Annotated in this window: 25 protein-coding genes and 1 pseudogene; 15 read left to right on the forward strand and 11 right to left on the reverse strand. The window is 40.5% G+C overall.

Annotation, left to right across the window (positions count from 1 at the left end):
* Nucleotides 1–4: 4 nt before the first annotated feature.
* From HWQ40_RS12035 to HWQ40_RS12045, 3 genes are all read right to left on the reverse strand, one after another.
* Entirely contained in the window at nucleotides 5–448 is a 444-nt protein-coding gene (locus HWQ40_RS12035) for a DUF29 domain-containing protein (RefSeq protein ID WP_292777984.1), read from the reverse strand.
* A gap of 167 nt (nucleotides 449–615) precedes the next feature.
* Complete coding sequence (locus HWQ40_RS12040) at nucleotides 616–951, reverse strand: DUF5615 family PIN-like protein (RefSeq protein WP_292777986.1); 336 nt, start codon at nucleotides 949–951, stop codon at nucleotides 616–618.
* Complete coding sequence (locus HWQ40_RS12045; RefSeq protein ID WP_292777987.1) at nucleotides 944–1,255, reverse strand: DUF433 domain-containing protein; 312 nt, start codon at nucleotides 1,253–1,255, stop codon at nucleotides 944–946. The genes HWQ40_RS12040 and HWQ40_RS12045 overlap by 8 nt, the downstream gene beginning before the upstream one ends.
* Before the next feature lie 120 nt (nucleotides 1,256–1,375).
* On the opposite strand from HWQ40_RS12045, the gene HWQ40_RS12050 reads away from it, so the two are divergent.
* From HWQ40_RS12050 to HWQ40_RS12085, 8 genes are all read left to right on the forward strand, one after another.
* Nucleotides 1,376–1,642 (forward strand): type II toxin-antitoxin system ParD family antitoxin, encoded by a 267-nt coding sequence (locus tag HWQ40_RS12050; RefSeq protein ID WP_292777989.1) that lies wholly within the window; start codon nucleotides 1,376–1,378, stop codon nucleotides 1,640–1,642.
* Entirely contained in the window at nucleotides 1,639–1,938 is a 300-nt protein-coding gene (locus HWQ40_RS12055; protein WP_292777991.1) for a type II toxin-antitoxin system RelE/ParE family toxin, read from the forward strand. The genes HWQ40_RS12050 and HWQ40_RS12055 overlap by 4 nt, the downstream gene beginning before the upstream one ends.
* 64 nt (nucleotides 1,939–2,002) lie before the next feature.
* Nucleotides 2,003–3,184 carry a DUF58 domain-containing protein gene (locus tag HWQ40_RS12060; RefSeq protein WP_292777993.1) on the forward strand — a complete coding sequence of 394 codons (1,182 nt, stop codon included), beginning with the start codon at nucleotides 2,003–2,005 and terminating at the stop codon, nucleotides 3,182–3,184.
* Between the two features lie 206 nt (nucleotides 3,185–3,390).
* Nucleotides 3,391–3,756 carry a ferredoxin thioredoxin reductase catalytic beta subunit gene (locus HWQ40_RS12065; RefSeq protein ID WP_292778031.1) on the forward strand — a complete coding sequence of 122 codons (366 nt, stop codon included), beginning with the start codon at nucleotides 3,391–3,393 and terminating at the stop codon, nucleotides 3,754–3,756.
* Entirely contained in the window at nucleotides 3,753–4,145 is a 393-nt protein-coding gene (locus HWQ40_RS12070) for a DUF309 domain-containing protein (RefSeq protein WP_292777994.1), read from the forward strand. Before HWQ40_RS12065 ends, HWQ40_RS12070 begins: the two co-directional genes overlap by 4 nt.
* A 297-nt stretch (nucleotides 4,146–4,442) precedes the next feature.
* A complete protein-coding gene (locus tag HWQ40_RS12075) occupies nucleotides 4,443–4,940 on the forward strand; it encodes an LptA/OstA family protein (RefSeq protein ID WP_292777996.1) in 498 nt (165 codons plus the stop codon).
* Between the two features lie 30 nt (nucleotides 4,941–4,970).
* Nucleotides 4,971–5,699, forward strand: coding sequence for an LPS export ABC transporter ATP-binding protein (gene lptB / locus HWQ40_RS12080; RefSeq protein WP_292777998.1), 729 nt, complete (start codon nucleotides 4,971–4,973; stop codon nucleotides 5,697–5,699).
* A 231-nt stretch (nucleotides 5,700–5,930) separates the two neighbouring features.
* A complete protein-coding gene (locus HWQ40_RS12085) occupies nucleotides 5,931–7,046 on the forward strand; it encodes an LptF/LptG family permease (protein WP_292777999.1) in 1,116 nt (371 codons plus the stop codon).
* Between the two features lie 154 nt (nucleotides 7,047–7,200).
* Here HWQ40_RS12085 and HWQ40_RS12090 read toward each other — a convergent pair whose 3' ends face one another.
* The 6 genes from HWQ40_RS12090 to HWQ40_RS12115 form a co-directional block, all read right to left on the reverse strand.
* Entirely contained in the window at nucleotides 7,201–7,821 is a 621-nt protein-coding gene (locus HWQ40_RS12090) for a CP12 domain-containing protein (RefSeq protein WP_292778001.1), read from the reverse strand.
* A gap of 356 nt (nucleotides 7,822–8,177) precedes the next feature.
* Complete coding sequence (locus tag HWQ40_RS12095) at nucleotides 8,178–9,008, reverse strand: hypothetical protein (protein WP_292778002.1); 831 nt, start codon at nucleotides 9,006–9,008, stop codon at nucleotides 8,178–8,180.
* A 268-nt stretch (nucleotides 9,009–9,276) separates the two neighbouring features.
* A complete protein-coding gene (locus tag HWQ40_RS12100; protein WP_292778003.1) occupies nucleotides 9,277–9,873 on the reverse strand; it encodes a CPBP family intramembrane glutamic endopeptidase in 597 nt (198 codons plus the stop codon).
* Nucleotides 9,874–9,943: 70 nt separating this feature from the next.
* Nucleotides 9,944–11,011: a DUF3326 domain-containing protein gene (locus tag HWQ40_RS12105; protein ID WP_292778004.1), complete on the reverse strand. Its 1,068-nt coding sequence runs from the start codon at nucleotides 11,009–11,011 to the stop codon at nucleotides 9,944–9,946.
* A gap of 87 nt (nucleotides 11,012–11,098) precedes the next feature.
* Entirely contained in the window at nucleotides 11,099–11,278 is a 180-nt protein-coding gene (locus HWQ40_RS12110) for a hypothetical protein (protein WP_292778005.1), read from the reverse strand.
* Nucleotides 11,279–11,537: 259 nt separating this feature from the next.
* Entirely contained in the window at nucleotides 11,538–11,858 is a 321-nt protein-coding gene (locus HWQ40_RS12115; protein ID WP_292778007.1) for a 2Fe-2S iron-sulfur cluster-binding protein, read from the reverse strand.
* Nucleotides 11,859–12,036: 178 nt separating this feature from the next.
* Between HWQ40_RS12115 and HWQ40_RS12120 the strand changes: the two genes are divergently transcribed.
* Nucleotides 12,037–12,528 carry a hypothetical protein gene (locus tag HWQ40_RS12120; RefSeq protein WP_292778008.1) on the forward strand — a complete coding sequence of 164 codons (492 nt, stop codon included), beginning with the start codon at nucleotides 12,037–12,039 and terminating at the stop codon, nucleotides 12,526–12,528.
* Nucleotides 12,529–12,531: 3 nt separating this feature from the next.
* Nucleotides 12,532–13,527 (forward strand): GUN4 domain-containing protein, encoded by a 996-nt coding sequence (locus HWQ40_RS12125; RefSeq protein WP_292778009.1) that lies wholly within the window; start codon nucleotides 12,532–12,534, stop codon nucleotides 13,525–13,527.
* 46 nt (nucleotides 13,528–13,573) lie between these two features.
* On the opposite strand, the gene HWQ40_RS12130 is transcribed toward HWQ40_RS12125, so the two are convergent.
* Nucleotides 13,574–13,828 (reverse strand): four helix bundle protein, encoded by a 255-nt coding sequence (locus HWQ40_RS12130; RefSeq protein ID WP_292778010.1) that lies wholly within the window; start codon nucleotides 13,826–13,828, stop codon nucleotides 13,574–13,576.
* 528 nt (nucleotides 13,829–14,356) lie between these two features.
* Here HWQ40_RS12130 and HWQ40_RS12135 point away from each other — a divergent pair.
* From HWQ40_RS12135 to HWQ40_RS12155, 5 genes and pseudogenes are all read left to right on the forward strand, one after another.
* The gene (locus HWQ40_RS12135; protein WP_366933969.1) at nucleotides 14,357–14,665 is read left to right on the forward strand and encodes a hypothetical protein; all 309 of its coding nucleotides are present in this window, start codon (nucleotides 14,357–14,359) and stop codon (nucleotides 14,663–14,665) included.
* A 262-nt stretch (nucleotides 14,666–14,927) separates the two neighbouring features.
* Nucleotides 14,928–15,824 (forward strand): DUF4351 domain-containing protein, encoded by an 897-nt coding sequence (locus HWQ40_RS12140; protein WP_292778012.1) that lies wholly within the window; start codon nucleotides 14,928–14,930, stop codon nucleotides 15,822–15,824.
* A 6-nt stretch (nucleotides 15,825–15,830) separates the two neighbouring features.
* Nucleotides 15,831–16,091: pseudogene (locus tag HWQ40_RS12145) on the forward strand (DUF4351 domain-containing protein); the annotation flags it as partial.
* A 295-nt stretch (nucleotides 16,092–16,386) separates the two neighbouring features.
* Nucleotides 16,387–19,047: a bifunctional aconitate hydratase 2/2-methylisocitrate dehydratase gene (gene acnB / locus HWQ40_RS12150; protein WP_292778034.1), complete on the forward strand. Its 2,661-nt coding sequence runs from the start codon at nucleotides 16,387–16,389 to the stop codon at nucleotides 19,045–19,047.
* 241 nt (nucleotides 19,048–19,288) lie between these two features.
* Nucleotides 19,289–19,402: an element excision factor XisI family protein gene (locus HWQ40_RS12155; protein WP_292778035.1), complete on the forward strand. Its 114-nt coding sequence runs from the start codon at nucleotides 19,289–19,291 to the stop codon at nucleotides 19,400–19,402.
* Between the two features lie 78 nt (nucleotides 19,403–19,480).
* Here the strand turns inward: HWQ40_RS12155 and HWQ40_RS12160 are convergent, their stop codons facing one another.
* Nucleotides 19,481–23,407 (reverse strand): hypothetical protein, encoded by a 3,927-nt coding sequence (locus HWQ40_RS12160; protein ID WP_292778013.1) that lies wholly within the window; start codon nucleotides 23,405–23,407, stop codon nucleotides 19,481–19,483.
* Nucleotides 23,408–23,455: the final 48 nt, after the last annotated feature.

Here is a 23,455-nt window from a genome sequence, read left to right on the forward strand (position 1 = left end):
ATATTTAAGGTAAATAATTTTCATCTAATAATTGAACAAGAGTGTAAGGGCACTTTTCTAGAAAAATAGTTAAATCGGTTTTAATTTTCACAAAATCAACCGCACTTCGATAAATATTCTCTAAATCATCCTGTAACTTTTTTGTTAAATTAGTTGTTAAATAATTATTTAAATCATATCTAAAGGTTTTGATTTCTCCAATCCAATGACGATAGTTTCTTTCATATTCTAACTGCCAATATTGGAGTAATAATATATGAATAATAATTTGCCTTAAAAGACTTTTGGCTTTGGCTAAATCTCTTTTGCCCAAACTGATTAATTCCTCAATTAAGTTTTCTAAATCAAGTTGGTTAAACTGCTTTTGCTTTAATAATTTAATAGTTTCTTCTAGCCATAAATTTTCATCGGTTTCATAGAGTTGTTTTAAATTGGTAGTAATTGTCATATTTTTACCTTCTACCTATCTTCCATCATTTAATCATCATATACAATTATAAATTTACATATGCAAACCACCAAAATACAGAGAACTGGTTACATTGTGCATACAATTACTAACTGACTCCACCGAAATGCTTTTGAAGATGCAAGTCTTTCAATGGTGCTTTCATTTTACACAAACTCGACACGTCCCACCATCTCTTCAGGTGTCATCACCTCATACATCAAAACCAAAGTTTCAATGATTTCACCAATTGAACGAGTTCCTTTCTTGCAGTAAGTAATACCAGGATGATCGAGCCTAGAACTTGCAATAATCAAAAAATCTGCATCTTGGGTGAACAATACTCGCTGTGTTTCCTGAATACATGCTAACTGGACTTCATCGCTTTGAGTACGTAATTCCACATCATTAGTTGTCGTGACATCAATTCCATAACGGCGCAAGCCAAGGGCAATTGCAGGATCGACATTTTCATCAAGATGAAAGCGAATTCGCTCACTCATTCCTCAACTGTCTGAGTTTCTCTTGAAGACGCGACGGATGATTTTGCTTCAGTACCTCAACTAACTCATTCTCTTCTGCTGTACGGCGATCAATCTCGTCTCGGTGATCAAAGTAATAAGCCATTGCTGCATAAACAGATGCCAGTGACAGGTCATACTTCCCAGCAATCTCTACCAAGGAATATCCTAGCTTTAAATGCATCATTGCCACATCTTCTACAGCAATGCGAGTACGAGTAATGCAGGGCTTCCCACTACGTATATCAGAAGAGATTTCAATATGCTCCCGACTGACTAACTGCATCAATCAATCTTCCACCTCCATTCCATATCTTAATAATATATAGTGTGATTGCTCCTCGCCGTTGATATTGTGGTGAGTTTTTTGACTTAAAATGGTGAATAATCTGAATAGAGGTTTTCTATGAGCATCAGTCTCACACCCGATCAAGAACGCTTTATTCAAACCAAGTTCCAGTCTGGGAAATATCGATCCGCAGAAGAAGCCCTTGAAATCGCCTTACGGTTGCTTGATGAATACGATCGCGCCGATGCTAAATGGGTCGAGGATGTGCGAGAAAAAATTGATGCGGCGATTTTAGCTTCAGACAAAACGCCTCCTATTGATGGAGAGACATTCGTAAACCAAATTCTAGAGCGGTTTCGACAAGGACATCAGGCGCAAGCATGAGTCGCTACGTCATCAACATTCTTGCCAGTCGAGATATCAATGAAATTGCCGACTACTTTGCTGAAACTAACACTGAAGCAGGAGAGCGATTTTTCAGTGAATTCAACCGCAAGTGTCAACAACTTGTTGCCTTTGCAAATAGTGGTAAAAGTTACGCAAAAATTCGTCCAGACCTCCCAGGTGTAAGCTTACAAGGCTATATTGTTTTCTACAAAGTATTAGATGATGGTATCGAAATTCTACGGGTTGTAAGTGGTCGTCGTAACTTTCCATCTCTTTTTGAGGAATCCAACTAAAAGCTTTTTTGGCGAACCCCTAAGATACTGTGAATTTCGGATGGTGTTGGGTTAAAAAAGAAACATGAAAATCATCAAACCCATCACCAGTTGGTTAGAAACCCGCGCCAGTGCCCCTGCTTATGGCGGTTGGGTACTAGCAGCAACGGCTATTTGTTTTTTTGGCGCAGGTATCAATACGATGGCTGGTTGGCTATATGCCATTAGCGGCATTAGTTTTGCCCTTTTGGGTGTAGCAGCCATCTTACCGCCGCGATCGCTCACAGGTCTATCCATCACCCGCCGTCCCATGCAACCTGTGTCAGCAGGCGACGATCTAACCGTGGAATTAGAAATCTGCAATCAGACACAGCAGCCTGTAAGCTTATTGCAAGTTGAAGATATACTGCCCTTTGTCTTAGGGAAATCAGTACAAAAGGCAATCGAAACAATTCCTAGCCAAGGTAGTTACCGTTGGGTATATTACCACCCGACTCAGCGCCGGGGTGTTTATCGCTGGCACACAGTCGAACTCGGTTCTGGTGCGCCATTGGGATTGTTTTGGTGTCGCCGTCAGCGTGATTGTGCTGCCACAGCGATTGTTTATCCCACAGTTTTACCCTTGGCTACCTGCCCCCTAGTAGATGAAATGGGACAAGAAGAGAGCAAAAGGGGCGATCCTCGTGGTAGACCTTTGCAAACAGCGACAACGGGGCTGGTGCGATCGCTTCGTCCTTATCGTCTAGGAGATCCTACTCGTCTGATTCACTGGCGGACTAGTGCCCGCTATGGCGAATTAAGAGTGCGGGAGTTAGAAATGGTAACAGGTGGACAAGAAATAGTTATTGCCCTTGACAGTGCTAGCAATTGGGAAGAAGAAAACTTTGAACAAGCAGTAATTGCCGCAGCATCGCTGTACTTTTATGCACAAAAACAGCAATTACAGGTACAACTGTGGACAGCATCAACAAATTTAATCAAAGGCGATCGTTTTGTTCTAGAAACCTTAGCAGCAACCGCAGCCTTAGAAGATGCCAGTTCAGTTGTTCCTAAAAGCTATCCTTTGATTTGGCTGACTCAAAACCCCCTGAGCCTTGCTACTCTTCCTCAAGGCAGTCGCTGGGTTTTGTGGCCAAATATTTCCTCAGCAGCAGAACCAGAGGTAATTAATTGGGAACACCCTGGTATAGTTTTACAAAGCGATGTCTACGACGGGCTAGGCCTACACCCACTGCAACCCCAGCTACAAAAAACATTACATTCATAAATCAATTCAAATTTTATAATTTCAAAGACTGCTGACAACTTAAGCTTCTGCGATTTCTGGGATTTTCTCTGATCCCAGCACACCGAACATATCAGCCTTTGAGCAAAGGTAAGCTCATTTGAGCAGGTAAGGTTGGGGAAATACACCCAGTAATCCCTTAGTGAGGCTGAGGTACAATGCAAAGAAATATTTAAATTATGAGCGACATGATCACATCAGAACATAACACAAAATCCAGCGATAAAAGCCTAGAGGCAATGCGGCATTTTTCCGAACAATACGCCAAGCGTACTGGAACATACTTCTGTTCTGAACCTTCTGTCACCGCAGTTGTGATTGAAGGACTAGCCAAACATAAAGACGACCTGGGTGCGCCTTTATGTCCTTGTCGCCATTACGAAGATAAAGAAGCTGAGATTCACGCCACATATTGGAACTGTCCTTGTGTGCCAATGAGAGAACGCAAAGAGTGCCATTGCATGTTATTCCTCACCCCTGACAACGAGTTTGCTGGAGAAAAACAAGAAATCTCTCTGGAAACAATCAAAGAAGTTCGAGACACTATGGGATGAGCGAAATCATCCCCCAAGAGTTTTGGCAAGGCGTAGAACAGTTCAATTCTGGACAGTTCTACGCCTGTCATGACACTTTAGAGGCTTTATGGATTGAAGCTGGAGAACCGGAAAAAACTTTTTATCAGGGAATTCTCCAAATTGCTGTGGCACTGTATCATTTGGAAAATCGGAACTGGCGAGGTGCTGTAATTCTATTGGGAGAAGGCAGCAATCGCCTACGCCGTTACCCATCTAGTTACAGCGGCGTTGACGTAGATGAGCTATTGAGTCAGAGCGCAGTGTTGTTGATGAATTTACAACAAATAGGGCAAGACTTGATTGCTGCTGGTCAACTGGGTGAAAATCAAGACTTATCTTTGCCTAGAATTGTGCTAACAACTGATTAAACATCTGGTGAAATTATTGCGTTGTCCGAAATCCCTGGTAGGCACAATTCATGTAGCCAAAATTTTCCCGTAGCACTACGTGGAAGCAAGCTACGCGTAGCGTCTTCGTTAAAAGAAGAGTATTGTGTCTACGTCATTTTCACTCAGATGTCAATTACCTGAAACCTTGAGGTTGGGGGTAGCGTCACTATTTCAGCCAGTAGTTATCGTAAATCACTCCAGATTGTATATTTCATATCTGGATAAAGTACTTGAGATAATTAGAATGCAAGCTGAAATCCTAAATCCCCAATTGCTATGATGCCCTGCTATCAATTGCCCTTATCCCAGATACGTCGCTTTGGATTAGCTTTAATGCTGCCAGCTGCACTTTTGGGCGCTTTTGCCTTCCCTAGCCAAGTGCAAACCGCGACTGCACAAACATCTGAGGCAAATCGCCCCCTCACTATCCGCGCTGATGTACAAGAATATGACGCGAAAAATCAAGTAATCACCGCTCGCGGTAATGTGCAAATGTTGTATCCGGCTCGCCAAATTCAGGCAACATCTGCCCAAGCACAATATTTTAGTAAAGAACGCCGAATTGATTTCAGTGGCAATGTCTATATTTTGCAACAGGGCGGTAACAGTATTCGGGCGGAGAAAGTAACCTATTTAATTGATGAAGGGCGATTTGTTGCTTTACCCCAATCCAACCGTCAGGTAGAGTCCATCTACATGGTGCAGGAATCAGATAATAATGGACAAACTGCGACACCTGCCCCAAAGACACCACCTTTGAAGCCTTCTAATTAGCATTTACCACCAAGAAAGGGTGCTTCCAGAGTGAAAATTGTTTTAGAGAATATTCACAAATCTTACGGCAAGCGAGTAATTGTCAATCGTGTCAACCTTTCTGTTGCTCAGGGTGAAGTTGTTGGTTTACTAGGCCCCAATGGGGCTGGTAAAACGACAACCTTTTACATTGCCACAGGTTTAGAAAAACCCAATCTAGGAAAAGTCTGGCTGGGTAATGTAGAGGTGACAGGAATGCCAATGCATGAAAGGGCACGACTGGGTATTGGCTATTTAGCACAAGAAGCAAGTGTTTTTCGCCAACTCTCGGTAGAGGATAATATTCTGTTAGTCCTGGAGCAAACGAATGTGCCACGATGGGAGTGGTCAAGACGACTCACAACTTTACTGCGGGAGTTTCGGTTGGAAAAATTAGCTAGGAGCAAAGGAATTCAACTTTCTGGTGGTGAGCGACGGCGGACGGAATTAGCAAGGTCTTTAGCTGCTGGACGAGAAGGTCCAAAATTTTTACTTTTGGATGAACCATTTGCGGGAGTTGATCCGATCGCAGTCTCAGAAATTCAGCAAATCGTAGCACGACTGCGCGATCGCGGCATGGGAATCTTAATTACAGATCATAATGTCCGCGAAACCCTAGCTATCACCGATCGCGCCTACATCATGCGTGAGGGACAAATTCTCGCTTTTGGCGCTGCTGACGAACTTTACAGTAATCCCCTCGTGCGGCAATATTATTTGGGGGATAATTTTCAAGTCTAAATTAACAATTATTTAGTTAATAATTTCAAAGGATATTTTGATTTTTGATTCTTCAGCATGAATTTATTAGTTAGCTTTTAGCCATTAAGTAAAGTATTTAATTTTGATAGTAAATACAGTATAGATGCTTTGCTTTGCCAGGTTGCCAATATCTAAATTTTCAAGTTGCTTATGATATCAAAGAAGCTCACGTCTTTCAACAGTCTCTATTCGCTGCTGCCTTTTACGATCATGGATCGCTACCTTGCCAGCGAATTGTTAGCGCCGTTTTTCTTTGGTGTCGGAGCTTTTTCATCAATTGGCGTCACCATTGATGCTGTATTCGATCTCGTCAGAAAAATTGTCGAATCTGGGCTACCCATAGACATTGCTATTCAAGTTTTTTTGTTAAAATTTCCCAATTTTATCGTTTTAGCTTTCCCCATGTCTACGCTGCTGGCTACTTTGATGACCTACAGTCGTCTTTCTAGCGAGAGCGAACTAATTGCCCTGCGTGGTTGTGGCGTCAGTGTCTATCGCATGGTGCTAACTGCTGTGATGTTAAGTCTTGTAGTCACAGGAATGACATTTGTGTTTAACGAAGAAATTGCACCAGCAGCAAATTATCAAGCGGCGATGACTTTAGAGAAAGCCCTGAAATCAGACAAGCCAACTTTTAAACAGCAAAATATTTTCTATCCTGAATACCAGGATGTTGCCCAGCCAGATGGCTCTAAGAATCGGATATTGACACGCTTGTTTTACGCCGACCAATTTGATGGTAAGCGGATGACAGGGTTGACAATTATAGATCGCTCAACAAAAAATCTGAATCAAATTGTGGTATCAGAATCTGCTCAGTGGAATCCTTCTCAAAATGTCTGGGATTTTTACAACGGTACAATCTATTTTGTTGCTGCCGATCGCTCTTATCGCAATATCGTCAAATTTGAACACCAACAACTGCAACTACCGCGCACGCCATTAAGTCTGGCAGAAAAAAGCCGCGATTATGGTGAGATGAATATTTCTGAAGCACTAAATCAATTAGAAGTGGAAAATCTTGGTGGCGATCGCCAAAAAATTCGTAAACTTGAAGTGCGGATTCAACAAAAAATCTCTTTGCCCTTTGTATGCGTGGTTTTTGGCTTGGTAGGTGCAGCGATGGGAAGCATACCCCAGCGAACGGGGAGAGGTACAAGCTTTGGGATTAGTGTCGTAGTTATATTTTCGTACTACTTAATATTCTTTGTTAGTGGGGCGATCGCACAAGCAGGTGTCCTCTCTCCCTTTATGGGAGCTTGGTTGCCCAACTTTCTTTTTTTGGGAATAGGTCTATTCTTATTGATGCGAGTTGCCAGACGGTAAATTGAGGGGGATGCGGAAGTAGACAAACAATATTAAACATCTGGTGAAATTAAATATGCGTTATTTATAACCCTTGTAGAAACATAGCAGTGGTACGTCTCTACATTCTTTTTCACCAGATGTCTATATATTCTCCCTCATCCCCCCACTTCAATTACGGGTGATAATTTCGACATTGTGGTGCATCGGGGTTTTCCTTGCAGTATTCTTCAAAAGAAACTTTAGCTGATATCATCCCCTCAGCTTTCTGATGAGCTGCTTCTGCCTGAAGTTCTTCTACCTCATCCCAGGCAGCTGCACAGGGTTTAGAATAAGCACCTTGTTCAGTGCAAATAGCACGAGCTTGCTCAATTGCTTTTTGAATTCTCTCCTCCAGCAGTAGCGCTTTTGGCGCTTCCACAAAGTCGCTTTTAGTCAAAATGTCGGTAATCGAGATGATGCCCAACAGCTTGCCTTGAATCACAGGTGCGCGATGAATACCAGTATTAGCAAATAACCGCGCTACATATTCCACACCCAAATCAGGATTGACCACAATGCAGGGCTTGCTCATAATTTCGTAAACCCGCACTTGCTTTGGATCTTTCCCGTAGGCTGTTATCTTATAAACAATATCTGTTTCTGTGACAATGCCATAAGCATCATTGTCATAGCGACGATCCACAACCAGTGCCCGCAATCCTTTATCCTTCATCAGCCCCACCGCTTCAGCAACAGTTGCCGAACCACGAATGGTAACTACGTCTTTGGTCATGATATCTTCAGCTTTCATCATTGTTGTAGTCTCCTGGTTAATAGTCCGGTGCAGCACAGCGCCCTCATGGACGTATCGAAGCATTGCAACGCACAATTGGCTAACTAGAAAGTAAAAAAAGTTGAACTTTTGCCCAGCTACAACAATAAATTAGACCAGTTGTCAACTTCTGATGTTATCCAATGTAACCAATGCCCCAAAACTAAGCAGAAATTGTGATAAAACTCTCTTACTGAACCTGGCGTGACTTCGGTGGCGTTCGGTGCGATCCAAAGTATTTCTCACTGCGGTAACGCAACCAGACCCGCAAAACTTGGGGAATTGATCTTTTTGTTCTAGTTCACTAATGACGGCTTGCAAAATATCTTTAGCAAGTTTCAACCTAAATTATTCAACACCATAATAGCCATATTTTGATGATAGGTTGGATGTTTGACTATTGCTATACTTTTAAAGCCATATCTTTTATAGTAATATTCTAAAGTTGGATTATCTACAACAAAGTCTAAATATATTTTAGAAATATGGTTATTAATAGCAGTCTGAATTATTCTTGAAAAAACTTCTCTACCTATGAAAATTCTTATTTTTACATCTGTACATAAACTTTTAATACTCAAAATATTAGAGTCGCTTTTCAAGTATTCAGGGTAATAGTCAGGTAATAATTTAGAAATTGCAAAAGTGCATAACAAAACTCCACTTTCATTTCTAGTTACAAAAGTCTCTCCTTTTATAATATTCTGGTATATTTTCCCTAAATCATAACCTTTCTCCCATTGTTTAATTCCTTTGTTTCTATAGTACTCAACAGCGACTTTAAAAAGCTCACATATCTCAGAAAAATCGGAAACTGTTGCCTGGACTGCAAATTCTTTAAAGAGATAAGAAAAATTATGATTTTCTGTAAAAACTGCACAAGAACTAGATATTTCCATTGTTTTTAATACAGGGACTTGGTTTAGTTTTCCCGCAACAGTGGCTTCTCTAACAGCTTGCTTATGAAGCAAATCTAAGTACAACAGACCTCTTGCATAAGTCGAATAGACCCCCCTTAATCCCCCCGATATATTGGGGGGAAACTTGAAATCTTGCCCCCTCCCCTTCACAAGGGGAGGGTTGGGGAGGGGTGATTCAAGGATTTTTGCAAGAGGTCTAAGGTTTAACATCCTGTTAACAGGATGTTTGAAAAGTATTTTTACTAACATCTAAGCCCCCATAGGTATTTGCAGTCAGAGACTGGGAACGAGACAATCTCTAAAAGCTGCTTATCGCTCTTTTATTACTCTCGTCAGATTAAATTTGAAACCCTATTTTGGCGTTAGTCCGCGCAGGCGGACGAGAGTTTGTGTAGCCGCGATTTCTAATCGCTTGGATTATTCTCTCTTCAGAGTCATAGAAGAGCGTTATAGACTGGCTTTCACCTTAAATTGACACCCATGAGCAATGTTCCCTAAGAAAGAGCAAGCTCAAGGTTTATTTTTTAATTGCCGCCAGTTGCCCCATTTTCCAGAAATAGCTAGAAATCCAATTGGTAATAATATGAGCGACAATCGGCACTAACAAGTTGCCCGTGAGCAGGGCGCTATATGCCAATATCATCCCGACAATCGTGGCCCAAATTACATAAGGCCATTGTTGGGAACCGCTAAAATGCAAAATGCCAAAGCAAAGACTGGATACAATTACAGCTGTAATATCGGAGCCTAAAGCTGGCAGCATCACACCCCTAAATAATAATTCTTCACTCAACCCTGGTAGCAACCCCAGCCAAATTAAATCTGGTAAAGCTAAAGGCTTCAGTACCACTTCTAGGTAATAATTTGCACTTTTACGATAGGCAGTCCACAGGCGATAAGTTAAGCCACTTAACGCAGTGATAACGAACCCCAACCCTACACCTAGCAGCAACTCTCTTTGGTTAAAGTCCCAAGAAAATAGGGAAAAGTTGCCAAAGTATAACGAAAGTTTGGCGACTATCAACAAAATGATTGCAGTCGCTCCCATCGCCCCAAGTACTTGGATGCGCGTCAGGTATGGAATTTCTGGCTCTTGCTTTTGTTGTTCAATCACGGGTTTTAGGGGGAGAGGGCAGGGGGAGATGAGGGAGATGAGGGAGATAACAACTCATAACTCCTAACTCCTAACTTTTAACTACTGACTGCAAAGGTAATAATGTGGGACGGAGAGCGCAGGGATTGATGCCTGCTTTATGTGCTACCAATACACCTACTGCTTCTAAATATGAGTTTACCTGTATAGATTTGATCCCCAAGGGTTGGGGAGGAACTTTTATCAGAGTTTTATTTTCTTCTACTGTAATTATTTGGCATCGTTTTTGGCTTAAACTCAGTAAAGCACTGCTACCACAAGCAGTTGCAGGTACGATCGCAGCATCCACTTCATCTACCCAAATATCTTCTTGCTGCGATCCGATTGCTCCTCTCTCTACTATAAATTGTGGGGCACGACTTAATCCGACAAGGACGCAGGGCAAAAAGGTATAGCCCAATTCTTCGGCGGCGGAACGGGGAGATAAATCAGGTTGTGGAGGTTCGCTCAAAAGGGCGGGAGAATGGGCGCAAGGAATTTGAAAGGTTCGCACTAGCAAATGGCTAATTACGGCTTCTGCACCCGCTAGAGAATCGACGCCTTCACCCTGGCGGTATTTTTGTACTGCCTCCTCATCCATATCATCGGGGAAACGGGCAACAACTGCGATCGCTTCTGCCCCCGCTTTTTTAATTAATATCTCAGCTGCCCGTAATAAACTATCCGGGTTGCCAATTGTCCCCCAACTAGCTCCCGATGCTGTAGTCCGTACTTCTACATTTAATGGTGCATCAGTAATTACATAATCTGTTAAGGTCAATCCTAGAGTTGCTCTCACTGCATCGGCGGCTTGTATATGTCGTAGCCGTAACTCTGGCTCAATGCCTTGGTCTAAAAGCAAACCTACTTTATTAGTGCGGACTGGGCGTAAACCCCAGCATCCAGAGGCGAATTTGTCAAGTCCGTAACCTTCAACATAGAAAGCGTTAGGGAGATTCCAGTACAAACTTGCGCCATTCAGGACATTGGGGTGAGTAATTAGGCGATCGCAAACCTGTGCTATAACTTTGGCAACAGGCAAAGCATCTCCTGCATAACCCCCAATGGCAGCCCCAACGCCAGTTGGTACAATTAAGATAGCTGTATATGGACGATTCATTTTAAGTTATGAGTGCTGAGTTATGAGTGATGAGTTTATGAATCAAAAGCCATCAAATACTAACTCCTAACTCCTAACTCCTAACTCCTAACTCTTAGGTGTAGTCACCACGGCTTCAACTGTAGCTTTTTGTTCATTAACATCCACAGAGGTAACAGCCCAACGCAGAGGTTCGCCTTTTTTCTTTAACTCTGTTTCAATTACTTCTAGTAATTCTGCGGGAGTTTCTTGTAAATCAATTTCTGCGGTAATAAAATGAGTCGTCATCTTGGTAAATCCTGTTGATTTGTAGTTTCTAGAATAGCTGATATCAGTACTGAAATGATGTTTTAAAAGTATTAGGCGAAGACAATTTGCTACTACACAAACTCTCTTCCACCTCCGTGGACTAAGAAAAAATTAATGGTTTTGAACCTGCGGAGGCAGGTTTGGTCTGTGTAGCCAAGCCAGTGCGTTGGGCGGGCAATGCCCGACTTGAAGCACTTGGCGCGCGACTTCTAGTCGCCAGCGCTTTACTGTTTACTAATTATTTGTCTTTACCAAATTGTAACTGATAAACTATGTCTTCTTTTTCTGTCTCAAGTTTCAAATCAGAAAGGGGTTTGGCAACGCAAAGCAATACGTAACCTTGCTTTTGTAAATCTGGACTAACGCCCATACCATCAGCTTGATCAACAGTTCCCTGGCTTATTTGACCGGCGCAAGTTGTGCAAACACCGGCATTGCAAGAACTTGGCAGTTCCAAACCAGCAGCATCGGCAACTGATAAGATGGTTTCATCTTCGGGAACTTCCAAAGTATGAATTTTACCTTGGTGATTAATTTCTACGGTGTAAGTTTTAGGCATATACAAAGGAAGTGTGATGCAATAGACAAATTTATTATCCTATCTGAATTAGTTAAAAATATCCAGATTTTCCTATAAATATTAGGTTAAATCCTGATGTTATAGCAAATAATTTGTAAACTAGTCACATTAATTACTATAATCAATCGAATTATTAGTTAAATTTACTATAAAAAATATGCGCGATCGCGTTTCTTTAGAGACTGTATCTGTAAGTCTGCCTTTTGGCATTGGTTCGATGTCTTGGAAAGTTGACACCACACAAAAGAAGGCGGCTTGGTCGCTTTATGTGGAATTGGTGACGCGCATTGCTGTGCAACCATTAGAAGTTGACCAGGGTTTGGTACGAGAAGCGATGAACTCTCTTTATAGTTTATTTGGTACAACCCGCGAAGTTCTCAAAGCCGCCGGGCCGGATGTGGGTGCTTCTCGTGATTCAGTGGGGGGAATTGCGATCGCAGTGTTGAATAATGGGTTAAGGCCGTTTTTGGCTAAATGGCATCCGTTGTTGCAAGCGTGGGAAGCTAGACGACCTTTGGGGGTGAGTCCCAAGGAACATGAGCAGAGTTGGTCGGAGGAACCGAAGTTGCGAAGTGAGTTGGAAGCTTTGCGCGGTGGGTTGGAAGATTACGCAAAGGCGTTGGCGGTAATTGCGGCTGTGGAGGAGTGATAAATGCAACAGCCTATGTTTGATGTGTTTCTTGCTCACAATAGTCTGGATAAACCAGAAGTTCAAGTCATTGCAGCAGCCTTGAGACAGCGTAATTTAGAACCGTGGATAGACGATGAGCAAATTCGACCAGGACGACCATTTCAAGATGAAATCCAACAGGCGATTCCACTAGTTAAATCTGCTGCTATCTTCTTTGGTGTGCGTGGTTTAGGACGTTGGCAAAGTTGGGAATTGAGATCCCTAATTAATCAGTGTGTCAAAAGAAATATTCCTGTAATTCCTGTCTTGCTTCCTGGTGTTGATCAACTGCCTGAAAACTTACTTTTTTTGGAAGAATTTAGATGGGTCTGTTTCTCTGAAAGCATTGGTGATGAGCGTGCTTTATCTTTATTGGAATGGGGTATTACTGGGATAAAGCCAGGGAGACAGCCAAAAAATATATCAAACCAAGAACCAGCAACTACCCAGTCTCAATCTATTCAAACAGATAACCTATCCTCGGAAAAAGGCATAGACTACACCAGACTACGCAACCTACTAGCAGCAAAAAACTGGAAGGAAGCCGACGAAGAAACCTATCGGGTGATAATTCAAGCTGTAGGCAGAAAAAATGGCGACTGGTTTGAGAAAGACGAACTCTTAAATTTTCCTTGCACTGACTTACGCACAATTGACCGCTTGTGGGTAAAATACAGCAATGGACACTTTGGCTTCAGCGTCCAGAAGGATATTTACTTGAGCGTTGGCGGTAAAGCTGACGACAACTATTACGAAAAAGCCTGGGAGAAGTTTGGCGATCGCGTAGGATGGAGAGTGAATAGTAGTTGGATAATGTGGGAGAACGTAAATTTTGACACCTCAGCACTTAAGGGACACCTCCCCGTGTTAAGCGGTAGGAGGAAGAGGTTGTTTGTGGTTGGGTTAGGGGAGTTGTGTGGGGTGGTGGTGTGGTTGGGGTGGGTTCTCTTCTCTCGCATCGAGACTTGTAAACTGTAACACGCCCTGACGGGAAGTCAAAAGTCAAAAGTCAAAAGTCAAAGGTTTATTTTCCTAGGTTTGCTTTAGTCGTTACAATTGATTTGGCAATAATTTTAATTAATTGTTCACACTCATCTAAAATATTTCTAACTTGTGCCTCACTCATCATTTCTGATTTAATTAACAGCTTCAACCAGTATTTTGTTTCTTTTGCTTCTTTCAGAGCTAAAGTATACCAAAACTCAATTATTATTTTTGACTTTTGACTTTTGACTTTTGACTTCCCTAACGGGGCTGTAGCGATGGTTGCACTTACCAACAAACTTTAGTCATCAATGTTACAATGTTGACTCTTAAGGTTACAGCATAAAGCCTTAGAGCTAGAACATAAAGCCTTAAACTTACAACATTAAGGCTTCAGGTTATAAATTTAAGCCTTCATGTTACAACATTAAGCCTTAGAGCTAGAACATAAAGGCTTAAGGTTACAACATTAAGGCTTAAAGTTAAAGCGATCGCTGATAGCGGTTCTCAATTGCATGGAATACAGACTATTCGTAGGGGCACAGCAATGCTGTGCTCTATTGTCTATTGCTTAAACATAATATTATTTGGCTGAAAATCAACCTTTGATGATTAAATTCCGAGAAATCACGGGCATAAATAAAAACTTTTACTAAAAAAATGCGCTTTTTGCTGAACCAGAATCCAGGCTAATTGAGGCAAAATAGCTGTGTAAAGCTTTTAAAAGTGTAAAATGATGACTCGAAGAAAACGTAGTTCCCGGATTTTATAAAAAGCTGAATTTAGAGTTGCCGGGCTGAAAGCTATCGATCCAAAGATCAATTTGGATGATACTTACAACTTGCAAAACCTGACTCAATTAATAGACAATTTTCACAATATGCTTGATGAGTATAACGCTGCTATAGCTATGATTGACTCTTCTAGAAAAAAGCTGGATGAGATGGAAAAAACCTTAAGTCAGGTTTCAGACAAAATGCTGATGGGGGTTGGTTTCAAGTACGGCAAAAACAGCAATGAATATGAACTTGCAGGTGGCGTTAGAGACAGCGAACGTATCCGTAAAAGCAGATTGACACGCTTAAAATCTAACACAGATAAAACATCAGATGAAAATGCAATAACTGCCTAGTACCGCTACGCGGAAGTCAAAAGTCAAAAGTTAACACTGAGCGACTTGCCTTGAGCGCAGCCGAAAGGAGTCGAAGTGTCAAAAGTCAAAAGGCTTATAGAATGTGCTTTTAACTCTTTTAGAATGGTATCTGTGAAAATTAAAGGTGTCCATATCCCGGACTTATTTGAAAAGTCGGGGATCTATTTCATCACGAATGATTCAGGACTCCTATATAATAAGACTTTGCATTAACCTAGAACTTCCGAAATCTTAAAATTGAATGACCAGATTTATCCATGATAAATTCGCCAAGGACTATCTAGAAGAACTACTAAAAGATTACGGAGAAGTTAAAGCATCAGAAAAAGTATCAGGAGAAATTAAAGAAATAGATGTTTTATTCACTCCTGCCAAACAGCAAAGTTATAATATACAAATACTGGGTTTGCTAGGAAGATTTGCTGAACAGCCTGCAATTATAGAGCCATACCGCAATCCAGCTTCTACTGATGAAATCTGCGACTGTATTCTAAAATTATTAGAAATAAAGGCTCTCCTGCGACGAGAAGCTAAGGCAAATAAAACTAAACTTCAGGATTTAGAAATTCCAAAATTGTGGGTTCTTACTCCAACAATCTCTGAAACTAGATTGTCTAGCTTTGGAACTATGCAAAAAACAGGTTGGTTATCAGGAGTGCATTTTCTCCCAGATGCCTTGCGAACAGCAATTGTAGCGATACACCAACTACCCCAAACACCAGAGACATTATGGTTGAGGCTTTTAGGAAGGGGAAATGTGCAGTCACAAGCGATTATCGAGTTGCAAGCGTTACCATTAAATCATCCATACCAGAAACAAACTCTTGAATTAGTTTACAACTTGCGCGAAAACTTGAGAGTAAACCAAGAATTAGAAGCAGATGATAGGGAGTTGATTATGCGACTAGAACCACTTTATCAAAGAGACAGGGAACAAGCCAAAGAAGAAGGAAGGCAAGAAGGAAAACAAGACTTAATACTGCGTCTACTAAATCGCCGTATTAGTGAAATTGATGCATCATTAATCGGGCGAATTAAAGGTTTATCGATTGAACAATTAGAGAATTTAGGAGAGGCATTGCTAGATTTTTCTAGTGTTGCTGATTTAGAAACTTGGTTAAACCAACAATCAATCTAATTCATTTCGATTGATAAAGAGTTAATTATGCGACTAGAACCACTTTATCAAAGAGGCAGAGAACAAGCTATACAAGAAGGAAATAAACAAGGAGAACAACGTCTAGTTATACGTCAACTCAATCGCCGTATTGGTGAGATGGATATGTCACTAATCGAGCGAATTCAAGGCTTATCGATTGAACAATTAGAGAATTTAGGAGAAGCATTGCTAGACTTTTCTAGTGTTGCTGATTTAGAAACTTGGTTAAACCAACAATCAATCTAATTCATTATTACTAGACCTGGCGACTAGAAGTCACGGCTATACAGACAAAACCCACCTCCGTGGGTTAAAAATCCTTGATTTCCTCTTAGTCCACGGAGGTGGACTTTGTTTGTGTAGTAGCGAATTCTATTCGCCTAATACTTTTGAAACTATACCTTCAGTATAAAAAAAACTTGCTAATAACCGATTACCAGTAAGGCTTTCAGTAATAAAAGTAAGCTAAACTTTTATAGCCAAGTATTGCCTAAAAATATTTCATAATTGAAGGGAGAAAATCCCAATGGAGAACATAAAAATGCTGGAATCATATCGTAAACACGTTGCTGAAAGAGCAGCACTCGGTATTCCCCCTTTACCATTGGATGCGAAACAAACCTCAGAATTATGTGAATTACTGAAAAATCCGCCCAAGGGTCAAGAGGATATATTATTACATCTATTGAGCGATCGCGTTTCTCCTGGTGTCGATCCAGCAGCTTATGTCAAAGCTGGATTTCTCACCGCCATTGCTAAAAAAGAAATCACCAGTCCCTTGATTTCGCGCATAGAAGCGGTGCAATTGTTAGGGACGATGATAGGTGGTTACAACGTGCAAGCTTTAATCGATTTGCTGCAATGGCCCACCGTATCCCTCTCAGACTCATCTGAAACACCTCTAGTGATGGGCGGACAAGGAAAGGAACCCATCGCCGCCTACGCCGCCAACGCCTTAAGCAAAATCCTCTTAGTGTATGACGCTTACCACGATGTTTTAGAGTTGTCTAAAACCAATCCTTTCGCCAAGCGGGTGATTGACTCTTGGGCGGAAGCTGAATGGTTTACCCTTCGCCCTACACTAAGAGAAGCGATTACTGTCACCGTTTTTAAAGTTCCTGGAGAAACCAATACCGACGATTTATCGCCCGCCCAAAGCGCCACAACTCGCCCAGATATTCCCTTACACGCCTTAGTGATGTTAGAGTCACGGCAACCGGGAAGTTTGAAAACCATTGCCGAACTGAAGAAAAAAGGGCATCCTGTAGCTTACGTGGGAGATGTAGTTGGTACTGGTTCCTCGCGGAAATCTGCCATCAACTCGGTATTGTGGCACATGGGAAATGATATACCTTTTGTGCCAAACAAACGCGCTGGGGGTTATGTTTTAGGTGGTGCGATCGCGCCTATTTTCTTTAACACAGCAGAAGATGCCGGTGCTTTGCCTATTCAGTGCGATGTCACCAAACTAGAAACCGGCATGGTAATTACCATCCATCCTTACAAAGGCGAAATCACAAACGAAGCAGGCGAAGTCATTTCCACCTTTGCCCTCAAACCTGACACCATCCTCGATGAAGTTCGTGCAGGTGGACGCATCCCCCTACTTATCGGACGTACCCTCACAGACAAAACCCGTCTTGCACTTGGTTTAGAACCCAGCACAGTTTTCACTCGTCCTCAGCAAGCCCTTGATACAGGCAAAGGCTACAGCCTAGGACAGAAAATGGTAGGTAAAGCTTGCGGATTACCTGGTGTGCGTCCCGGCACATCCTGCGAACCAATCATCACTACCGTTGGTTCCCAGGATACCACAGGCCCCATGACCCGCGATGAATTGAAAGAACTCGCCTGTCTTGGTTTCAGTGCAGACTTAGTGATTCAGAGTTTCTGCCATACTGCTGCTTATCCCAAACCAGTAGACATCAAAACCCATCACGAACTCCCTGATTTCTTTGCTTCTCGTGGCGGTGTCGCCCTCCGTCCCGGTGATGGTATTATCCACTCTTGGTTAAACCGGATGCTGCTACCCGACACCGTGGGAACTGGCGGCGACTCTCACACCCGCTTCCCCTTGGGTATTTCCTTTCCCGCCGGTTCTGGATTAGTGGCGTTTGCAGCAGCTTTGGGTGTCATGCCTTTAGATATGCCAGAGTCAGTATTGGTAAGATTTAAAGGTGAATTGCAACCAGGTATCACCCTGCGGGATGTTGTGAACGCCATTCCCTACGTGGCAATTCAAAAAGGTTTGCTGACAGCAGAGAAGCAGAATAAGAAAAACGTTTTCTCCGGGCGAATTTTGGAAATAGAAGGTTTGCCTGATTTAAAAGTTGAACAAGCATTTGAACTCACCGATGCTAGTGCCGAACGTTCTTGTGCCGGATGCACAATTAAGCTGAGTGTAGAGACAATTTCGGAATATCTGCGTTCTAACGTAGCACTGCTGAAAAATATGATCGCACGGGCCTATCATGATCCGCGTACCATGCTGCGCCGTGTGGCAAAGATGGAAGAATGGTTAGCAAATCCCGTGTTATTAGAAGGCGATACCGATGCCGAGTATGCCGAAATAATTGAAATTGATTTGAACGAAATCAAAGAACCAATTGTTGCTGCTCCCAATGACCCCGATAATGTTAAGTTATTATCGGAAGTTGCTAACGATCCAGTGCAAGAAGTATTCGTCGGTTCTTGTATGACGAATATTGGTCATTATCGGGCAACAGCAAAAGTTTTGGAAGGCGCAGGTGAAGTGAAAACTCGCTTGTGGATAGCACCACCAACGCGCATGGATGAACACCAATTAAAAGAAGAAGGTGTATATAGCGTTTTTGGGGCTGCGGGTGCGCGTACAGAAATGCCAGGATGCAGCTTGTGCATGGGTAATCAGGCGCGAGTTGCTGATGGCACAACAGTGTTTTCTACCTCTACCCGCAACTTTAATAATCGCATGGGTAAAGATGCGCGAGTGTATCTTGGTTCAGCAGAATTAGCCGCAGTTTGTGCGCTGCTGGGGCGGCTTCCCACAGTGCAGGAATATTTGGATATTGTGGCGAGTCGAATTCATCCTTTTGCAGATGATTTGTATCGGTATTTGAACTTTGATAAAATCGTCGGCTTTGAGGATGAAGGGCGCGTGATTCCGTTGGAAGAAATGCCGAGCATTGAGAATATTTTGGGTATGCCTACCGCAGCAAAGTAGGTAATTGTATCAAACGGGGATTTTTATAGATCCGCTGCCTGTCTAAACTTAAGAAAGAGTTCACTGAAGTGAAATAGTGTTATTTTTAGAGTAGGGCTTTTGCCCTCTCTATCTCTTTCTTTTTATCTGATTTATTTTATTCATGCCATTAATGTTTGATGATGAAAGAAGTCAGTATCTTTGATTTAATATTGGTTATAAAAAAGGGAAAAGACTTAAAGGGATTTCCGTTTATATCCGCATTAAGAATGAAAAGATTTACATTGAGGAAAATTATACGAAGGAAGATATGGCAACAGAGTTAATGCAGTTAGGTGTTCCAGCTAGTGATATTGTATTGGCATTCAGCCTTTAGAGATGAGGAAACTTACTGAGTTTGCTGTAACTTAAATTTCAAGATTATAAAGGATTTGATCGCAATGAATTATTAATTTCACCAAGTCTCTCGATCGCCTTCTGGTAATTGTAAATTGAGTATTAAAGAAAAAGTTTGTAATCTTTCTAATGTTCTTATAACAGGTTCATTTAATCTTTGAGAAGCACAATGGATATGAAAAGAAGAAACGTTGCCTTTAATCCAAGGAGATGCTGCATCTAAGTCTTCAGATAAAGCGACTAAATCTGCTTGGGTGACTATTAAATCTCCTAATAATCTTGGATCTATTTTAGGTAGTTTAAATCCTAGCGGTGTAAGTTTTTGTAATCTTGTTAAAATTGTGGCTACTGGTTTTTTGAGCGACATGGAAACTCGTAAAATATGAATTAAACTAATTTCATTTTCTAACCAAGGCTCATTTTGATCGAGGTCTTGGGATAGGGTAATAATATCATCTTGATTGGCAGTAAAATAATCTAAAAGTTCTGAATTAGTTTCTGGAACTTCTATTCCTAAAGGAATAAATTTTTGTACTTGTTTAAGAGTCTCTGCTACAGTTTTGTTAAGCTCAACCGATGCTCGAACGATTTGCCAATTAGGTATCTTTTCTTTAAAGAAAGGAGCATTACTATCTAAATTCCGTGAGAAAACAATCATATCTTCTTGAGATGGAATAAAACTACTTAAAATTTCTAGAGATATCTGAGGAACATCTAAACCTAAAGGGACAAATCTTTGTAATCTATTGACAATTTCTGTACCAGATTTTTCTAATTTTACTATAGCTTGAATAATATGAAGTGTAAGAACTTTATCGGTCAGCCATTTTCCTGAAGTAACACGATAGTCACCCTCCAAGTTAAAATCTTCAGATAGTAATTTTAAATCATCGTATGTAACCTTGTAGTTACTTAAAGATTCAGGAATATTTTTGGGGATTTCAAGACCTGCAACACCCACGGCAAGGAATTTTTGAAATCGTTCTATTGTTTTACCAAGTGCTTCATCAAGCCAATATGCAGAGCGAAGAATATGAATTAGAGAAACTTTTTCTATACGAGGACTTTCTTCAAAAAAATTTTCACACAATATTAATTTATCTATATTAGTTATATTGTCTATATTTTCTGGAATTTTCTTCGGTACTTTGACTCCTAAAGGTATATATCTCTGCATGTCTTTTATGAAATCAGAAATTGACATATTTTGCCATCTATACTCAATAATTTCTATGTGTGCAGGCTCTAAAAAACCATTGGTCAACCAATCTGTACCCGTTCCATCTTCATAGATACATAAGTAGTCAAAGTCTTCATAAGTGACAACAAAATTTCCTATATTGTCTATAGACAATTCTGGAATCTCTAGTCCTAATGATGCAAATTTTTGTAAAGATTTTAATATTTCAGCTATTGGTTCATTTAACGAACAACTAGCTTCAAGCAAATGAATGAGTAGTGGATTATCTTCATACCAGTTAAATTCTCCATACAATAAATAATGCTCAAGTCTCTGTAAATCTTTTAAAGTTAGATTGTTTAGATAATCAAACTCAACTTGTTGCAATTCAATTCCTAAAGGGACAAAACAATTTATAATTTTTATAATTCGAGTTACTTCATCTACTAACCATTCGTGAAAGTAGTCTGCAATATCTTCATCTTCAACATCAATAAACTCTTCAAATTCCTCATACCAATTAAGATTGAGTAATATATCAAGTAGAGTAACATAATTTTCAACTATAGAACTTCTACCATTTTTTTCTGTTGAGCAAAAGCTCAATATTTCTTGAGTTACCTTAATATGCTCAAATAAATCTAGATTTACTTCTGGTAATTCAAATCCTAAAGGTATAAATTTTTGTAGTTCTCGTAGTGCAAAAGCAATAGATATATCTAGCTTATGAGCTATTTTTAGAATATGAATTGGTGATACTTTTTGTTTTATCCAAGGACTTTTGCTATTTAGTTTTTCTGAAAGAAGAAATAAATCTTCTTGGTTTAAAATGAAATTATTTAACGATTCTAAATTAATTTTAGGTAATTTAAGTCCTAGAGGAGAAAATAGCTTTAATCGCTTATAAATTTTAGCTATTGGTTTATTTAATTGTATAGCTATCCAAGCTAAATGACCAATAAATACTTCTTTTTCTAACCAAGGATTTCTCGCATCTAAATTTACAGATAATAAGATTAAATCTTCTGAATTTGCACGAAGATCACCTAAGATACCCACATCAATATTTGGTATTTTTAGTCCTAAATGTGAAAATTTTTGTAATCTTGTGAAGGTTTTAGCTAATGATTCATCTAGTATTAAAGCAGATTGAATCAGATGAATGAGAAAGAAAAAATTTGTAAATTTAAGTTCTGTTAATTCTTTGGCTTTTAAGTCAGTAGTCAACAATAAAGCAATAGCATCTCCGGGACGTGGTACTGGATAAGATATGAGAGATGAAGAAGATATAAAGTTTTCATTTTTATAATTTTGCCAAATAAGTTCATGATGAGAATGTAATTTTCCATAGATTGTATTGTTATATTGTCGTGAATCTAGATATTCTCCTATCTTTTTATCAATAAAAAAACATCCAATTTCCTCAAGATTAATTTTTGTCTGAGGGGATTCGGAGTAACTAATTTTTACTTTAGTATTTACATAAATGTTATTTTGAATCAAAAAATTTACAATATGTTCAGCCACATAAACTTCTGATTTTTCCAGTTCCCATAACCATTCCATAGATAAAGAAGACCAGCTAAACAAAGATTCCCAACCTTTAATCAATTCCTCTTTAGCCCAATTTTTATCCCAATCGACAATCTTCTTACGGTCTACTGTTAACTTAGGACGACGGCAACGAGACAGATTAACAACAATACAGGGATGTGTTTCTTCAGTTACCAAACCATCAGATAAAATACGTCCTTTTTCTGTAATCCACCATAAATCCGGATGATTAGCATTAATAAAACAATCATCAGAAAGTTCGGGATGTCGTAATTGCCCTGATTGCCAAATTTCTTGCTTTTCAAACTCTTTCACTTCAGTTTTAAAATCAGCCACCCATAGCAGTTGTTTGAGAATTTCAAGACAGGAAATAGGCTTATTTTGATAATGAGTTAAGTTGAGATAAAGCCTGATTTTTGTTCCTGAATTTCTACCTCCCCCCAAATCCTGCATCCGAAAAAGACCGCTACTCCCTGGAATCTTGATTTGTAATCGCTGTCCGGGTTTACCCTGATGATTTAATCGACAAGTTTCTACCTCAATCTCATCAGCTAACATGAAATAACTCAATACCCCAATTCCAAATTGACTATTTGGATAGAGACGAATCGGCGGATCGCACTTCAACCATTCTGCTTGTTCTTCAATAAATTCTGGAAAATCAGCAAAACGACGACCTGCACGAGCAAAACACTGGGAAAGATGCTGCATTCCCATACCAATGCCATTATCTTCACATTCAATGTATTCTCGTCCTTCCTCATCCTTTGCCTGACAAAAGGTGATCCGTCCTTCCCATGTCTCGTCTTGTCCTTGATATTTTCCTGTCTGCTTAAGATATTTCAGCCTTGCCTCACGGTAACGGCAAGCATCAAGAGCATTTTGGTATAACTCACGAATTGCTAACCGAGGGTCCCCATAAAGCTGTTCTCCCATCAGCAGTTCGCGCACTTCATCATGGGCAAGCTGGAAATTAACGTGTGGTGTTTGATAAACTGCTACACCATTTTGCTTCTCAGGGATAACTCCATCTGGCGATACGTGCATTGGTAAGCCAACCAATACCTCCATCTCTACTCTTTTCTCTTCTACTTGCCGAAGAATGTGAGTGAGAACCAAATTGGCCTGTTCAACGTGTTCCTGTATAACCAAATCCACTGCTGGATGATGACAAGTAACGCGCAGTGTACGCCCTCGTCTAGAAGGATTCCAGCGAGCCTCTGCTATTGTAGAGCGTACATCATTAGACATCTCCGAAAACAGTCAAAACTGCTTTGTGACTAGCTTACAAGGCGCATT

It is taken from the genome of Nostoc sp. NMS9, from assembly GCF_017114995.1.
Lineage (GTDB): Bacteria > Cyanobacteriota > Cyanobacteriia > Cyanobacteriales > Nostocaceae > Nostoc.

Excerpts from the sequence above, each read along its gene's own strand:
- HWQ40_RS12035 (WP_292777984.1), bottom strand. The coding sequence starts at position 448 with ATGACAATTACTACCAATTTAAAACAACTCTATGAAACCGATGAAAAT.
- HWQ40_RS12040 (WP_292777986.1), bottom strand. The coding sequence starts at position 951 with ATGAGTGAGCGAATTCGCTTTCATCTTGATGAAAATGTCGATCCTGCA.
- HWQ40_RS12045 (WP_292777987.1), bottom strand. The coding sequence starts at position 1,255 with ATGCAGTTAGTCAGTCGGGAGCATATTGAAATCTCTTCTGATATACGT.
- HWQ40_RS12050 (WP_292777989.1), top strand. The coding sequence starts at position 1,376 with ATGAGCATCAGTCTCACACCCGATCAAGAACGCTTTATTCAAACCAAG.
- HWQ40_RS12055 (WP_292777991.1), top strand. The coding sequence starts at position 1,639 with ATGAGTCGCTACGTCATCAACATTCTTGCCAGTCGAGATATCAATGAA.
- HWQ40_RS12060 (WP_292777993.1), top strand. The coding sequence starts at position 2,003 with ATGAAAATCATCAAACCCATCACCAGTTGGTTAGAAACCCGCGCCAGT.
- HWQ40_RS12065 (WP_292778031.1), top strand. The coding sequence starts at position 3,391 with ATGATCACATCAGAACATAACACAAAATCCAGCGATAAAAGCCTAGAG.
- HWQ40_RS12070 (WP_292777994.1), top strand. The coding sequence starts at position 3,753 with ATGAGCGAAATCATCCCCCAAGAGTTTTGGCAAGGCGTAGAACAGTTC.
- HWQ40_RS12075 (WP_292777996.1), top strand. The coding sequence starts at position 4,443 with ATGATGCCCTGCTATCAATTGCCCTTATCCCAGATACGTCGCTTTGGA.
- HWQ40_RS12085 (WP_292777999.1), top strand. The coding sequence starts at position 5,931 with ATGGATCGCTACCTTGCCAGCGAATTGTTAGCGCCGTTTTTCTTTGGT.
- HWQ40_RS12090 (WP_292778001.1), bottom strand. The coding sequence starts at position 7,821 with ATGATGAAAGCTGAAGATATCATGACCAAAGACGTAGTTACCATTCGT.
- HWQ40_RS12095 (WP_292778002.1), bottom strand. The coding sequence starts at position 9,008 with ATGTTAGTAAAAATACTTTTCAAACATCCTGTTAACAGGATGTTAAAC.
- HWQ40_RS12105 (WP_292778004.1), bottom strand. The coding sequence starts at position 11,011 with ATGAATCGTCCATATACAGCTATCTTAATTGTACCAACTGGCGTTGGG.
- HWQ40_RS12110 (WP_292778005.1), bottom strand. The coding sequence starts at position 11,278 with ATGACGACTCATTTTATTACCGCAGAAATTGATTTACAAGAAACTCCC.
- HWQ40_RS12115 (WP_292778007.1), bottom strand. The coding sequence starts at position 11,858 with ATGCCTAAAACTTACACCGTAGAAATTAATCACCAAGGTAAAATTCAT.
- HWQ40_RS12120 (WP_292778008.1), top strand. The coding sequence starts at position 12,037 with ATGCGCGATCGCGTTTCTTTAGAGACTGTATCTGTAAGTCTGCCTTTT.
- HWQ40_RS12125 (WP_292778009.1), top strand. The coding sequence starts at position 12,532 with ATGCAACAGCCTATGTTTGATGTGTTTCTTGCTCACAATAGTCTGGAT.
- HWQ40_RS12140 (WP_292778012.1), top strand. The coding sequence starts at position 14,928 with ATGACCAGATTTATCCATGATAAATTCGCCAAGGACTATCTAGAAGAA.
- acnB (WP_292778034.1), top strand. The coding sequence starts at position 16,387 with ATGCTGGAATCATATCGTAAACACGTTGCTGAAAGAGCAGCACTCGGT.
- HWQ40_RS12160 (WP_292778013.1), bottom strand. The coding sequence starts at position 23,407 with ATGTCTAATGATGTACGCTCTACAATAGCAGAGGCTCGCTGGAATCCT.